This window comes from Terrabacter sp. LjRoot27 (assembly GCF_964254175.1).
Taxonomy (GTDB): Bacteria; Actinomycetota; Actinomycetes; order Actinomycetales; family Dermatophilaceae; genus Terrabacter.
The window spans coordinates 886,929-899,736 of sequence record NZ_CAXUSS020000001.1; the positions used below are offsets into that span (position 1 = coordinate 886,929).

General features: G+C 72.3%; 15 protein-coding genes. 10 read left to right on the forward strand and 5 right to left on the reverse strand.

Annotation, left to right across the window (positions count from 1 at the left end; genetic code table 11):
- Positions 1 to 38 precede the first annotated feature (38 nt).
- The 4 genes from ACSQ2D_RS04110 (at position 39) to ACSQ2D_RS04125 (ending at position 2,448) form a co-directional block, all read left to right on the forward strand.
- On the forward strand, positions 39 to 1,031 hold the full coding sequence (locus ACSQ2D_RS04110) for an asparaginase (RefSeq protein ID WP_435984748.1): 993 nt from the start codon (positions 39 to 41) through the stop codon (positions 1,029 to 1,031).
- Positions 1,032 to 1,061: 30 nt separating this feature from the next.
- Positions 1,062 to 1,487 carry a D-aminoacyl-tRNA deacylase gene (gene dtd, locus ACSQ2D_RS04115; protein WP_435984749.1) on the forward strand — a complete coding sequence of 142 codons (426 nt, stop codon included), beginning with the start codon at positions 1,062 to 1,064 and terminating at the stop codon, positions 1,485 to 1,487.
- A gap of 106 nt (positions 1,488 to 1,593) precedes the next feature.
- Positions 1,594 to 1,908, forward strand: coding sequence for a DUF2516 family protein (locus ACSQ2D_RS04120; RefSeq protein ID WP_435984750.1), 315 nt, complete (start codon positions 1,594 to 1,596; stop codon positions 1,906 to 1,908).
- A 75-nt stretch (positions 1,909 to 1,983) separates the two neighbouring features.
- Positions 1,984 to 2,448 carry a phosphomannose isomerase type II C-terminal cupin domain gene (locus ACSQ2D_RS04125; protein ID WP_020145718.1) on the forward strand — a complete coding sequence of 155 codons (465 nt, stop codon included), beginning with the start codon at positions 1,984 to 1,986 and terminating at the stop codon, positions 2,446 to 2,448.
- A gap of 107 nt (positions 2,449 to 2,555) precedes the next feature.
- Here ACSQ2D_RS04125 and ACSQ2D_RS04130 read toward each other — a convergent pair whose 3' ends face one another.
- A complete protein-coding gene (locus ACSQ2D_RS04130; protein WP_435984751.1) occupies positions 2,556 to 3,488 on the reverse strand; it encodes an MEDS domain-containing protein in 933 nt (310 codons plus the stop codon).
- Positions 3,489 to 3,638: 150 nt separating this feature from the next.
- On the reverse strand, positions 3,639 to 4,448 hold the full coding sequence (locus ACSQ2D_RS04135) for a class I SAM-dependent methyltransferase (RefSeq protein WP_435984752.1): 810 nt from the start codon (positions 4,446 to 4,448) through the stop codon (positions 3,639 to 3,641).
- 142 nt (positions 4,449 to 4,590) lie between these two features.
- Here ACSQ2D_RS04135 and mshA point away from each other — a divergent pair, with 142 nt between their 5' ends.
- The 3 genes from mshA to ACSQ2D_RS04150 are packed head-to-tail and all read left to right on the forward strand — an operon-like array spanning position 4,591 to position 7,208.
- Complete coding sequence (mshA, locus tag ACSQ2D_RS04140) at positions 4,591 to 5,904, forward strand: D-inositol-3-phosphate glycosyltransferase (protein WP_435987813.1); 1,314 nt, start codon at positions 4,591 to 4,593, stop codon at positions 5,902 to 5,904.
- Complete coding sequence (locus tag ACSQ2D_RS04145) at positions 5,901 to 6,440, forward strand: YbjN domain-containing protein (RefSeq protein WP_435984753.1); 540 nt, start codon at positions 5,901 to 5,903, stop codon at positions 6,438 to 6,440. The genes mshA and ACSQ2D_RS04145 overlap by 4 nt, the downstream gene beginning before the upstream one ends.
- Positions 6,441 to 6,464: 24 nt before the next feature.
- Positions 6,465 to 7,208, forward strand: a complete 744-nt coding sequence (locus ACSQ2D_RS04150; RefSeq protein WP_435984754.1) for a phosphoglyceromutase — start codon at positions 6,465 to 6,467, stop codon at positions 7,206 to 7,208.
- Positions 7,209 to 7,254: 46 nt separating this feature from the next.
- Here ACSQ2D_RS04150 and ACSQ2D_RS04155 read toward each other — a convergent pair whose 3' ends face one another.
- Both ACSQ2D_RS04155 and phoU read right to left on the reverse strand, forming a co-directional pair.
- On the reverse strand, positions 7,255 to 8,205 hold the full coding sequence (locus ACSQ2D_RS04155) for a type IV toxin-antitoxin system AbiEi family antitoxin domain-containing protein (protein WP_435984755.1): 951 nt from the start codon (positions 8,203 to 8,205) through the stop codon (positions 7,255 to 7,257).
- A 132-nt stretch (positions 8,206 to 8,337) separates the two neighbouring features.
- A complete protein-coding gene (phoU, locus tag ACSQ2D_RS04160) occupies positions 8,338 to 9,048 on the reverse strand; it encodes a phosphate signaling complex protein PhoU (protein ID WP_435984756.1) in 711 nt (236 codons plus the stop codon).
- 303 nt (positions 9,049 to 9,351) lie between these two features.
- Here phoU and ACSQ2D_RS04165 point away from each other — a divergent pair, with 303 nt between their 5' ends.
- Both ACSQ2D_RS04165 and ACSQ2D_RS04170 read left to right on the forward strand, forming a co-directional pair.
- Positions 9,352 to 10,659: a sensor histidine kinase gene (locus tag ACSQ2D_RS04165; RefSeq protein ID WP_435984757.1), complete on the forward strand. Its 1,308-nt coding sequence runs from the start codon at positions 9,352 to 9,354 to the stop codon at positions 10,657 to 10,659.
- Between the two features lie 62 nt (positions 10,660 to 10,721).
- Positions 10,722 to 11,405 (forward strand): response regulator transcription factor, encoded by a 684-nt coding sequence (locus ACSQ2D_RS04170; RefSeq protein WP_020145710.1) that lies wholly within the window; start codon positions 10,722 to 10,724, stop codon positions 11,403 to 11,405.
- 60 nt (positions 11,406 to 11,465) lie between these two features.
- On the opposite strand, the gene ACSQ2D_RS04175 is transcribed toward ACSQ2D_RS04170, so the two are convergent.
- Complete coding sequence (locus tag ACSQ2D_RS04175; protein WP_435984758.1) at positions 11,466 to 11,987, reverse strand: hypothetical protein; 522 nt, start codon at positions 11,985 to 11,987, stop codon at positions 11,466 to 11,468.
- Between the two features lie 297 nt (positions 11,988 to 12,284).
- Between ACSQ2D_RS04175 and ACSQ2D_RS04180 the strand changes: the two genes are divergently transcribed.
- Positions 12,285 to 12,767, forward strand: coding sequence for a CarD family transcriptional regulator (locus tag ACSQ2D_RS04180; protein ID WP_020145708.1), 483 nt, complete (start codon positions 12,285 to 12,287; stop codon positions 12,765 to 12,767).
- Positions 12,768 to 12,808 lie beyond the last annotated feature (41 nt).

The following is a 12,808-nucleotide window of genomic DNA, read 5'->3' on the forward strand; positions in this document are numbered from 1 at the left end:
TGGCGGCCCTGCTGCGTCGCTCCGGCATACTGCGGGACGTGTCCGCTCTCCTCGCCTCGTCCACCACCCACGTCAGCGCGGCGCTCGCCGACGCCCCGATCGTCGCGCACGTCGTGCGGGACGGGTTCGTCGAGTCGGTGCACCACGGCACGGCCGTCGTCACGGCCCCCGACGGCTCGGTCGAGCTCGAGATCGGGGACTCGAGCGGCGCGGTCTTCCCCCGCAGCTCGAGCAAGCCCCTGCAGGCGCTCGCGATGGTCCGCAGCGGCCTCGCGACCGACGGCCGGCTCCTGTCGCTCGCGTGCGCCAGCCACTCCGGCGAGGGCTTCCACGTGGACGCCGCCCGCGAGATCCTCGCCGGCGCCGGCCTGAGCGAGGCCGACCTGCAGAACACCCCCGACTACCCCTACGACGAGTCCGCCCGCATCGGGTGGATCGCGAGCGGCCTGCCGCGGCAGTCGATCGCGCAGAACTGCTCGGGCAAGCACGCCTCGATGCTCGCGACGTGCGTCGTCAACGACTGGGACCTCACGTCCTACCGCGACCCCGGGCACCCGCTGCAGGTCGCCGTGGCGGAGACCGTGCGGGAGCTGACCGGAGCCGAGCCGAGTGCCGTCGCCGTCGACGGGTGCGGCGCGCCGATCCACGCCGTCCCCCTCCGCGCCCTCGCCCGGTCGTTCGGCCGTCTCGCCGCGGCGACGGATGGCCCGGAGGCCAGGATCGTCAGGGCCGTCCGTGACTTCCCGGAGTTCCTCGGCGGCACGCACCGCGACGTCACCGCCCTGATCCGCGGGGTCGAGGGTCTCATCGCCAAGGACGGCGCCGAGGCCGTCTACGCCGTGGGTCTGCCCGACGGTCGCGGCATCGCCGTCAAGGTCGCCGACGGCTCCTCACGCGCCCGGAGCGTGCTGCTCGCCGCCGTGATGCGGCGGATCGGCGTCGGCAGCGACGACGTCCTCGCCGTGCTCGAGCACCAGCCCGTGCTCGGCCACGGCCAGCCCGTCGGCTCCGTCGTCGCCGTCGGGGTCTGAGCCGTCTCGGATGGGAGCGGTGGTGTCGACGTGAGGGCGGTGCTCCAGCGCGTCACGAGCGCGCGGGTCGAGGTCGACGGCGAGGTCGTCGGTGCCATCGACCGACCCGGTCTGCTGGCCCTCGTCGGCGTCACCCACGACGACGGGCCCGAGCAGGTCGAGCGGATGGCCCGCAAGATCGCCGAGCTGCGGATCCTGCGCGACGAGCAGAGTCTCACCGATGCCGGGGCGCCGGTGCTCGTCGTCAGCCAGTTCACCCTGCACGCCGACACCCGCAAGGGGCGTCGCCCCTCGTGGAGCGCGGCAGCCCCGGGACCGGTCGCCGAGCCGCTCGTGGACGACCTCGTGACGGCTCTGCGGGGGCGGGGGATCGAGGTCGAGACGGGCCGCTTCGGCGCGATGATGCAGGTGTCGCTCGTCAACGACGGCCCTTTCACGCTCGTCGTCGACGCCTGACCGAGCCTGACCGACCCTGACCGACCCCACCTGGCCCTCCACCGCGCGGGTGTCTGGGAGCCGGCTGGGAGGGTTCGGGCGCCCGGCGCCGGGTTACGCTTCCTCCATGCAGCTGTACTCGGGATTCCAGAGCGTCATCCTCCTCGTGCTCGGCGTCGTCGCGCTCGGGTGCGAGGTCTTCGCGTTCGTCGACGCGCTGCGCCACCCCGAGAACGCCTACGTCGCCGCGGGCAAGCGCACGCGGACCTTCTGGCTCGTGCTGCTCGGGGTCGCCCTCGCGATCGGCTTCGTCACGCTCTTCAACCCGCTCAGCCTCTTCGGTCTGCTCGCGTTCGTGGGTGCCGCCGTCTACCTCGCCGACGTGCGCCCGGCCCTGCGGCAGGTCAGGGGCATCGGGGGGCGCTCCGACACCGGGTGGTGACCCTCACGCGCCCGCTCGGGACACCGGGCCCGCCGCGTACGGCACACTGGTGCACTCACAACCGATAGGAGAACCATGTCCGACCAGCAGCCTGCTGCTGCCGTCGTCGACCACGAGCTCGACGCCCACCAGCACCAGCACGTCTCGTCGCCGCGTCACACCGCGGACGAGTACGACCTGGGCAACCGCAACCCGACCGAGGACATCTTCGTCGCCGAGCGGCCGTGGGGCGAGTTCCAGCAGTTCGTCTCCAACGAGCAGGTCACCGTCAAGATCATCACGGTGCAGCCCGGTCACCGGCTCTCCCTCCAGCGTCACGACCACCGCGGTGAGATGTGGCAGGTCCTCGACGTGCCGATCGACGTCACCGTGGGTGACCGGACGTGGAGCGCCCAGCCGGGTGAGACGGTCTGGGTCCCGCGCAACTCGATCCACCGCATGGGCAACTCCGGCGAGCACCCCGGTCGCCTGCTCGAGGTCGGCTTCGGCCACTTCGACGAGTCGGACATCGAGCGCCTCGAGGACGACTACGTCCGCTGAGGACGCGCAGCACAACACACGAACGAACGTATGCCGCCGGGCCCGGCCCGGCGGCATACCTCTGTCCGGAGACGGTCGGCAGACCCGGGCGACGCGGCGCGGCGGGCTCAGCCGGCGCGTGACCGGCTCGGGTCGAGCAGCTCGGCCCACACGACCTTGCCGCCCGGGACGGGGCTGTAGCCCCATCGCTCGGACAGCGCCGCGACGATGTCGACGCCGCGACCGCTGACGTCGTCGGCCTGGGCGGCGCGACGTTCGAACGGGGTGCGGGCGGCGTCCTCGACGCCGATGCGCAGCCCGCCGCGGCGCCGGTCGACGACCGCGCGGAACGGGGAGGCCGCGTGGGTCAGGGCGTTGGTCGCAAGCTCGGAGACGATGAGGGCGGCGTCGGCCGTGAGGTCGTCGTGGCCCCACGCCCTGAGGACGTCGACGACGAAGTGGCGGGCCGCGGGCACCGACTCGGCCGTCGGCAGGAAGACGCGCGAGCAGGCGTGGCCGTCCGCGAGGCGGGCTCCCTCCGTCGAGGAGAGCCCGGCGACGGGCATGAGGTCGGTGTGCAGGTCGCAGACCCGGCGGACGTCGACGAGCTCGGTGTGATCGAAGACGCCCGTGGGGTAGGCGCAGAGCAGGGAGAAGTCGTACTCGCTCAGGAGCTGGTTCCAGAGCAGCTCGAGCTCGATCGCCACCTCGATCTGACCGCGCTGCCAGAGCAGGGCGACCATCTCGCCGAAGGCACGGATCGGCCGTCCTGCGGCGGAGGCCTCGGTGACCACGTCGCCGACCCGGCGCAGGAAGAGGTCCACCTCCAGCCGGCCGTCGACGACCAGCTCCGCGAGGGTCTCCTCGGCGTCCAGGGTGAGGTAGCGACCGGCGCGCGACCGCGCCGCGGGGTCGTGCCCGAGCTCCACGAGACGGGTCTCCACGGCTGCGCGGTGCGGGCCCGTGGCCACGACGACGACGCACTCGTCCTGGTCCCACCCGTCCGCGACGAATCGCGCGACGGCGCCGAAACCCTCACTGTCGAGCGTGTAGAAACTCACTGCATGACCTCGCCCCCACGCGGTCATGCCGCCGTGCGACATGGTGCCGATGCTACGCCGACCCGTGCCCGTCGGTGACCGGTGCTTCCTGTGAGAAATGTGGGGCGGGAGGTGGTCCGGACAAAGGGGCGCAAACCTCCCGAGCACTCCTCAGCGGGCCTGGGGAGCCACCGCGGCCCAGTCGACGGTGAGCTCGCCGAGCCGCCAGCGCGCGGGTCCGTCGAGCAGGGGCCAGCTCTCGCGGACCTCCGCCACGGCGGCGAGGAAGCGCTGTCGCGCGCCCCAGGACGACTGGGGGGCGCTGCGGGCCCACGCCCGGTCGAGGTCACCGAGGAACGCGTGGACGGGCTCGCCCGGCACGTTGCGGTGGATGAGCGACTTGGGCAGTCGCTCCGCGATGTCGGACGGACGCTCGAGGCCGCCCATCCGCAGCGAGATCGTCAGGCTGACGGGGCCGGTCTCGTCGACCGCCACCCACGACGCGCGCCGGCCGATCTCGTCGCACGTGCCGTCGACGAGGAGCCCGTCCGGGGCGAGGCGCTCCCGCACGAGGGCCCAGGCGGCCGGCACCTCGTCCTCGGCATACTGGCGCAGCACGTTGAAGGCGCGCACGACGGTGGGGCGCTCGCCGTCGTCGAGCGGCACCTCGAAGCCGCCGAGGCGGAAGGTCAGGCCGTCGCGCTCGAGGGGCTTGCCGGCGGCGACCCGGTCGGGCTCGATCTCGATGCCGACGACCCGGACGTCGGGGCGCACCCTCCGGAGCCGGTCGTGCAGTTCGACCGCCGTGATGGGTGAGGCGCCGTAGCCGAGGTCGACGACGACCGGGGGCGTCCGACTGCGCCGGAGGCGCCACGCCTGGGGCCCGGCGATCCAGCGGTCGCAGCGTCGCAGCCGGTTCGGGTTCGTCGTCCCACGTGTCACGGTGCCGACGGGGCCGACGGGGCGCTGGCGTGGGGGCACCTCCGCAGCCTAGCCAGCGCCCCTCGACCCCGGCTCGCGGTGTTCGCCGGTCACGGGCGACCGCGGAATACATCGAATCGCGCGTGTGGTTGAGTCGAGGAAGAGCGTGACGACGAGCAGCGCGCAGGACGAAGGGATGCCGATGGCGGCCGATCCGAGACGGGTGGCGATGATCAGCGTCCACACCTCGCCCCTGGAGCAGCCGGGCACCGGCGACGCGGGCGGGCTCAACGTCTACGTCGCCGAGACCGCGAAGGAGCTCGCCGCACGCGGCATCGAGGTCGACATCTTCACCCGCCGCACCACGGGCGCGACGCCGGTCGAGGCCGACCTCGTGCCGGGCGTCCGCGTGCGGCACGTGACCGCCGGCCCCTACGAGGGACTCGCCAAGGAGGACCTGCCCGGCCAGCTGTGCGCCTTCTCCGCGGGCATCATGCAGGCGGGGCTCTCGGTGCCCGAGGACCACTACGACCTCGTCCACTCGCACTACTGGCTCTCGGGCCAGGTGGGCTGGCTCGCGGCCGACCGCTGGCGCGTGGCGCTCGTGCACACGATGCACACGATGGCGCGCGTCAAGAACCTCCACCTCGCCGAGGGTGACCCACCCGAGCCACGCGGACGCGAGATCGGTGAGGTCCAGGTCGTCGAGGCGGCCGACCGCCTCATCGCCAACACCGACGACGAGGCCCGCGAGCTCATCGAGCTGTATGCCGCCCCGCCGGCCAAGGTGTCCGTCGTCCCCCCGGGCGTCGACCTCTCGACCTTCACCCCGGGGGACCGTGGCTCGGCGCGCCGCTCGCTCGGGCTGCCCGTCGAGGGGCAGCTGCTCCTCTTCGTGGGGCGCATCCAGCCGCTCAAGGCGCCCGACCTGCTGCTCAGGGTCGCGGGTGAGCTGCTCCGGCGGGACCCGTCGCGCCGTGAGCGTCTGACCGTCGCCGTCCTCGGCGGCCCCAGCGGCAGCGGCCTCACCCGGCCGCACGAGCTCGAGGAGCTCGCCCGGACGCTCGGCATCGACGACGTCGTCCGCTTCGTGCCACCGGTCGACCGCCCGGTGCTGGCCCAGTGGTACCGAGCCGCCGACCTCGTCCTCGTCCCGAGCCACTCCGAGTCCTTCGGGCTCGTGGCCATCGAGGCCCAGGCCTGCGGGACCCCGGTCGTCGCCGCGCACGTCGGCGGACTCCCGACCGCCGTCGGGGACGCCGGCGTCCTCGTCGACGGCCACGCGACCCCCGACTGGACCGACGCCGTCGAGTCCCTGCTGCGCGACGACGCCCGCCGCCTCGCGCTGGGCTCCGCGGCCGTCGCGCACGCGGCGCAGTTCGGCTGGGGCGCGACGACCGACCGGCTCCTCGAGGTCTACCGGCAGGCGATCCGCGAGCGGGCCGACGGCGGCAACGAGTCGCCCATCGACGAGGGCCAGAGCCTCGTCGGCGTCCCGACGGCGGTGATCCCGTGAGCGCGGAGCCGCAGGAGATCCCCGCCGACGCCTCGGCGGGCGCGGCCGCCGAAGCCCGCCTGACGGCATACCTCGGCTCTGTCGGTCTCGAGTGGGAGCTCGGCGGGCGCCCGGGGGAGTACGTCGTCACCCTGCCCGGCGAGAAGAAGCTCAAGACGGTCGTGTCCGTGCTCGTGCGCGACCGGACGACGAGCCTGAGCGCCTTCGTCATCCGCAACCCGGACGAGAACCACGAGGCGTTCTACCGCACGCTGCTGCGCAAGAACCTGCGCCTGCAGGGCGTGGCCTACGCCATCGACACCGACGGCGACGTCTACCTCCGTGGCGAGGTGCCGACCGTCGCCGTCGAGCCCGAGCACCTCGACCAGCTCTTCGGGATCGTCCTGTCGGCGAGCGATGACGTCTTCAACGAGCTGCTCGCCCTCGGCTTCCTCGGCTCGATGCGCAAGGAGTGGGCCTGGCGGGTCTCGCGCGGCGAGTCGACGCGCAACCTCGACGCCTTCCGTCACCTGCTGGACGACGGCTCGGACGCGTGATCGGCCGTCGCTAGGCTGGCCCGCATGACCTACACGCTCGTCCTCGTCCGTCACGGCGAAAGCGACTGGAACGCCAAGAACCTCTTCACCGGCTGGGTCGACGTCGACCTCACCGACCAGGGCCGCGCCGAGGGCGTGCGCGCCGGCGAGCAGCTCAAGGCCGCCGGCATCCTCCCGGACATCGTGCACACCTCGCTGCTGCGCCGGGCCATCACCACCGCCAACCTCTCGCTCGACGCCGCCGACCGTCACTGGATCCCCGTCAAGCGCGACTGGCGCCTCAACGAGCGTCACTACGGCGCGCTGCAGGGCAAGAACAAGAAGCAGACCCTCGAGGAGTTCGGCGAGGAGAAGTTCATGGAGTGGCGCCGCTCCTACGACGTGCCGCCGCCCCCCATCGCCGAGGACGACGAGTTCTCGCAGCACGGTGACGCGCGCTACGCCGGCCTCGGCGCCGCGATGCCCGCGACCGAGTGCCTCAAGGACGTCGTGACGCGTCTGATGCCCTACTGGGAGAACGAGATCCAGACCGACCTCGCCGACGGCCTGACGGTCATGGTCGCCGCCCACGGCAACTCGCTGCGCGCTCTCGTCAAGACCCTCGACGGCATCTCCGACGACGACATCGCCGCCCTCAACATCCCGACCGGCATGCCGCTCGTCTACGAGCTCGACGAGTCGTTCCGTCCCGTCACGCCGGGTGGGCGCTACCTCGACCCCGAGGCCGCTCGCGCCGCCGCCGAGGCGGTCGCCAACCAGGGCCGCTGACCGCCCGCACGTGCCTGCGTGGAGGGTTGACGCTGCTCCAGCGACGTCAACCCTCCACGCGTCGGCGGACCGCGCAGTCCCGACGGCGGCACGGACGCGCTCGTCCGGACCAGCCACGGCTGCGGAAGATCGCCTCGAGCTCGAGTGCCGTCTCGCACGGCGTCACCGCGACGTCGGTCCAGTAGACCCGAGCCGTCAGCCAGTCGTCGGCGGCGTTGCGTCGGTCCCGCCGGCCGTCCCGCTGCTGGTTCGCCCAGCCGGCGTGACCGAGTCGGCCGTCCACCTCGACCTTGACGCGAAGCGGCTCGTAGTCGTTGTCGCACCGGGTGTCTCCGCGACCGGCGGCCTGTCGGTGCGCAGGCGGGAGTCCGTGCGCCTGCTCCACGTCGCGGGTGTAGCGACGTTCGGCGGGGCTCTCGGCCCCGCCCTCGACGTCGCCCAGGACCTCGAGCAACAGGGTCCGGTGCGCCTGGCCGGGCCGCTGCCCCAGCGCGTACCGGAGGTTGCGCGGGGTCGTGCGGCGCGTCTGGACGGCCTTGGCGACGATGCCGACGGCGCGGTCCACGGGCTGACCGGCGGCCAGGTCGAACACCGTGTGGTCGAGGCTGATGCGATGGGGCCACGCACGCTCGTCGGTGCGTTGGTAGGCGTACCGGCTCCGGGTGACCATGACTCCCGCAGTGGCTTCCGGCCGTCGGTCGACAGGGACGACGACGTGGATGTCCGGTCCCGGATGGGGCACGAGTCCCCAGAGGAAACCGGCGCTCGGCCCGCACAGCGCCGCGGGGATGCCGATCCTCAGCAGGGCGGCAAGGGCCCGCGACTCCCAGTCCTCGCGGCCCGGCGTCGTGGAGTAGACGCCGCGCTGCACGGCGACCCAGCGTCCGGACTCGACCCGCCACCGGACCGCTGCTTCGCTGAGGCCCGCCCCGAGGGCCTGGGCGCGGGTGACGAGACCCAGCTGGGCCGCGGCGTGGGCGGCGACGGTGCGCTGCATGACGCACATGCTCGCCGCCGGCGGGGCCCGCCCGCCGTGGTTGTCCCCAGCTTCCGGCGCACGCAGACGCGCGTGGAGGGTTGACGTCGCCGGGGCAACGTCAACCCTCCACGCGCTTGCCTTGGGGCTCGGTCAGGCGTCGTGCTCGATGGCCTCGAACACGTCGGCGTCCTCGATGTCCTCGTGGTCGTAGCTGACCTCGGAGTCGTACTCACCCGTGACGAGGTAGATGACGCGGCGTGCGACCGAGACGGCGTGGTCGGCGAAGCGCTCGTAGTAGCGGCCGACGAGCGTCAGGTCGAGGATCGAGCTGCGCGACCACGACGTGTTCTCGTCGAGCAGGGCGGCGAACAGCTCGCGGTGGAGGTCGTCCATCGCGTCGTCGTCCTTCTCGAGCGCGATGGCCGCCGCGACGTCCTTGCTCGCGATGATCGACCCGCACTTGGCGACGATCGACTCCGCGACCTGGCCCATCTGCAGGATGTGCGAGCGCAGCTCCGGCGGGACCGCCGAGTCGGGCGTGCGCAGGCGGGCGACCTTGGCGACGTGACGGGCGAGGTCGCCCATCCGCTCGAGGTCGGAGCTCATGTGCATCGCCGTCACGACGATGCGCAGGTCGGTGGCCACGGGCTGCTGGCGGGCGAGCAGGTCGATCGACAGCTCGTCGAGCTCGACGCGGATGTCGTCGAGCTTGCGGTCGGCCTCGATGACCGACTCCGCGAGGTGGACGTCGGCGTCGAGCAGCGCGGTCGTGGCGCGGGAGATGGCCGACCCCGCGAGCCGGGTCATCTCGACGAGCTGGTCCGAGATCGTGTCGAGGTCCTCGTGGAACTGGTCGCGCATGGTCTTCCTGTCAGTTGCCGGTCGTGCGTGGTCGTGCCTGGTCGTGCCTGGTCGTGCATTGTCGTGCAGGGTGCGTCGTCGTGTCCGCGGGGTGTCGTGCGGCGGCGCCGTCTCGGGAGCCAGCCTGCCACTCGCGACGCGCGCGGGACGGCATACCGACGGGGTGGCACCTCCCCGCTGGTGCAGAGGTTGGCAGGGCTGCGTGAATGGGTGGGGACGCCAAGGTGAACAGTGGGTTCGCGCTCCGCACGAGCCTGTCCCGCGTGGTCCGAGTCTGCTGCGGCGATGCGTACGCTGAGTGTCGTGGACCCGACGACAGCGGCAACGCTCGGTGGAATCGCCGGCCTCGCCCTGGGCGGCCTGGCGATGGTCGCCGTGCGCCTGTCGGACCGCTCGACGGCGGCCGAGATGCCCCCGCCGCCCGCCCCGCCCCTGCCGCCCGGCGTCGGTGAGGTCATCGCGGTGCTGCGCTCGAGCGGCATCCTCGTCGACTCGTCGGACCGGGTCGTCAACAACTCGCCCGCCGCCGTCGCCCAGGGGCTCGTGCGCGGGCAGGAGCTCGTCCACCCGGAACTGCTCCACCTGGCCCGCGCCGTGCGTCGCGACGGTGTCATCCGCGAGGCCGAGCTGACCCTGCAGAAGGGCATCGGCGACGGCCGCCTCGTCGTCGCGGCCCGCGTCGCGCCCCTCGGGGCCGACCACGTGCTCCTCCTCGTCGAGGACCGCTCCAAGGCGGCCCGGGTCGAGGAGATCCGCCGCGACTTCCTCGCCAACGTCAGCCACGAGCTCAAGACCCCGGTCGGCGGCATCTCGCTGCTCGCCGAGGCCGTGCTCGACGCGCACGACGACCCCGAGGCGGTCGCGCGGTTCGCCAAGCGGATCAGCGTCGAGTCCGAGCGGCTGACCCGCCTCGTCAAGGAGATCGTCGAGCTCTCACGCCTCCAGGGTGCCGACGTCATCAAGGACCCGACGCTCATCGACGTCGGCGCGTGCGCGCGCGACGCCGCCGACCGCAGCCGCCTCATCGCCGACGAGCACCGCATCGAGCTCGTGACGGCCATCGACGAGGGCTGCGAGGTCTGGGGCGACGCCGAGCTCGTGACCACCGCGATCAGCAACCTCGTCGGCAACGCCATCGCCTACTCCGACACCGGCACCCGGGTCGGCATCATGGTGCGTCGCGGTCGTCCCGGCGTCATCGACGTCTCCGTCACCGACCAGGGCCTCGGCATCGCGCCGGACGAGCAGGAGCGCATCTTCGAGCGCTTCTACCGCGTCGACACGGCCCGGTCGCGCGCCACCGGCGGCACCGGGCTCGGTCTCGCCATCGTCAAGCACGTCGCCGACAACCACGGCGGCAACGTGTCGGTGTGGTCCGAGCCCGGCCGCGGGTCGACGTTCACCATCGAGCTGCCCGCCGCCAACGCCTCCGCCGCGATCGCGCCGTCGGACCCGACGACGTATGCCGCCCTCCCGCCGTCCGAGCCCGACGCCGCGCCCGAGCCGGCGCCCGAGCCGGCATCTGACGCCGCGCCCGAGCCGGCGTCCGACGCCGCGCCGGGGGACGAGCCGTCCCGCGGCGCCGGCCCGACCCCGTCCGTCAACGCCTAGCCACGTCCCCACTGCCCGAGCAGCCCACCAGCCCCACGCTGCCCGACCCCGAGAGGCCCGCCTTGAGTCGCATTCTCATCGTCGAGGACGAGGTGTCGTTCTCCGACCCGCTGTCCTACCTGCTGAAGAAGGAGGGCTACGACGTCGCCGTGGCCGAGACCGGGCCCGACGGCCTGGCCGAGTTCGACAAGAACGGCGCCGACCTCGTCCTGCTCGACCTCATGCTCCCCGGCCTCTCCGGTGTCGACGTGTGCCGCGCGCTGCGCCAGCGCTCCTCGGTGCCGGTCATCATGCTGACCGCCAAGGACAGCGAGATCGACAAGGTCGTCGGCCTCGAGATCGGTGCCGACGACTACGTCACGAAGCCCTACTCGAGCCGTGAGCTGCTCGCGCGCGTCAAGGCCGTGCTCCGGCGCCTCGCCGAGCCGGAGGACCTGCTGCCCTCGACCCTCGAGTCGGGACCGGTCCGGATGGACGTCGAGCGCCACACGGTCAGCGTCCAGGGGCGGTCGGCGTCCCTGCCGCTCAAGGAGTTCGAGCTGCTCGAGATGCTGCTGCGCAACTCGGGCCGCGTGCTGACCCGCATGCAGCTCATCGACCGGGTCTGGGGCAGCGACTACGTCGGCGACACCAAGACGCTCGACGTGCACGTGAAGCGCCTGCGCGCCAAGATCGAGCCCGACCCGGCCAACCCGGTGCACATCGTCACCGTGCGCGGGCTCGGCTACAAGTTCGAGGCCGGCTGAGCCGACGGTCGAGAGGCCACTCCGCGGTCAGGCGGCCGGAACGGCCGTCGACGCGCGTGCTCAGCTGCCGGTCGGGGCCGGCGTCACGGTGGCGTAGTAGCCGCTCGCGGTGAGCACCGGCACCTTGACGACGGTCGTGCCGCCGCTGCTCGACGTGATGGTCACCGGCACGAGACCGCCGGGCTTGGTCTTGACGTCGGTCAGCTGCAGGCCCTTGTCGGCGAGGTTGACCTGCTCGCGCGGGCCGAGCTGCACCTCCGAGCCGGTGGGCGCACTGGTGGCGTTGGGGTCGGCCTGCGGCGCGATCTGGACGGTCATGTCCTGCTCGCCGAGGTTGAGGGCCGAGCCGGAGATGACCACGGTGCCGGTGCCGTCCCCGACGAGGGCGAGGTCACGGACGGCGAGCTGGCCCACGTCGGCGGGCACGCCGTCGGCCGGGACGTAGGGGGTGTCGGTCTGGACGGGCGAGTTGACCTGGCAACCGGCCGTCGCGACGGCGAGGACGACACCGGCGAGCACGGTCGACACCCGGCGGGTGGACGGGCGACGCGCGGGGGTCTGGGCGGGGTATCGACGCTTCACGGGCGACAGCCTACCGGCGCGCGACCCGACGGACCCGTGCACCCGCCGACACGGGACGACCGGGCCGTCGGACGCGCCCCCGACGGGTCCTCGGTGCGCGCCCCACGGCCGCCGTGACCGCGGCGACACGTCCTCGGAAGGCTCGCGCGAAGCATGCCGAACGGCGTTCTGTCAAGACGTCAAATACCGCGTCCCGGGCCCCGACTGTGGCTCTGACCTGCACAGATGCCGAATCCTGAGATCGCGATGTGCACAGCTTCGTGATAATCTGGAGGTCGCGAAAGGGGAAAACAGCAGATGGTTTTCAAGGTCGGCGAGACGGTCGTGTACCCCCACCACGGGGCTGCACTCATCGAAGAGATCAACACACGCACGATCAAGGGAGAGGACAAGCTCTACCTCAAGCTCAAGGTCGCCCAAGGTGACCTGACGATCGAGGTCCCCGCCGAGAACTGCGACCTCGTGGGTGTCCGCGACGTCGTCGGCAAGGAAGGCCTCGACCGCGTTTTCGAGGTGCTCCGCACGCCGCACACCGAGGAGCCGACCAACTGGTCGCGTCGCTACAAGGCGAACCTCGAGAAGCTCGCGTCGGGTGACGTCATCAAGGTAGCCGAGGTCGTGCGCGACCTGTGGCGTCGTGACCAGGACCGCGGTCTGTCGGCCGGCGAGAAGCGCATGCTCGCCAAGGCCCGCCAGATCCTCGTCTCCGAGCTCGCGCTCGCGGAGAAGACGAACGAGGAGAAGGCAGAGACCATCCTCGACGAGGTCCTCGCGTCCTGATCAGGGCAGCACACTGAACAACGAGACCGGAGCCGGTCGCG

Bases quoted from the DNA above. Each gene is read 5' to 3' on its own strand.
- ACSQ2D_RS04120 (WP_435984750.1), top strand. From the start codon at position 1,594: ATGCAGCTGTACTCGGGATTCCAGAGCGTCATCCTCCTCGTGCTCGGC.
- ACSQ2D_RS04125 (WP_020145718.1), top strand. From the start codon at position 1,984: ATGTCCGACCAGCAGCCTGCTGCTGCCGTCGTCGACCACGAGCTCGAC.
- mshA (WP_435987813.1), top strand. From the start codon at position 4,591: ATGGCGGCCGATCCGAGACGGGTGGCGATGATCAGCGTCCACACCTCG.
- ACSQ2D_RS04150 (WP_435984754.1), top strand. From the start codon at position 6,465: ATGACCTACACGCTCGTCCTCGTCCGTCACGGCGAAAGCGACTGGAAC.
- ACSQ2D_RS04155 (WP_435984755.1), bottom strand. From the start codon at position 8,205: ATGCAGCGCACCGTCGCCGCCCACGCCGCGGCCCAGCTGGGTCTCGTC.
- phoU (WP_435984756.1), bottom strand. From the start codon at position 9,048: ATGCGCGACCAGTTCCACGAGGACCTCGACACGATCTCGGACCAGCTC.
- ACSQ2D_RS04180 (WP_020145708.1), top strand. From the start codon at position 12,285: ATGGTTTTCAAGGTCGGCGAGACGGTCGTGTACCCCCACCACGGGGCT.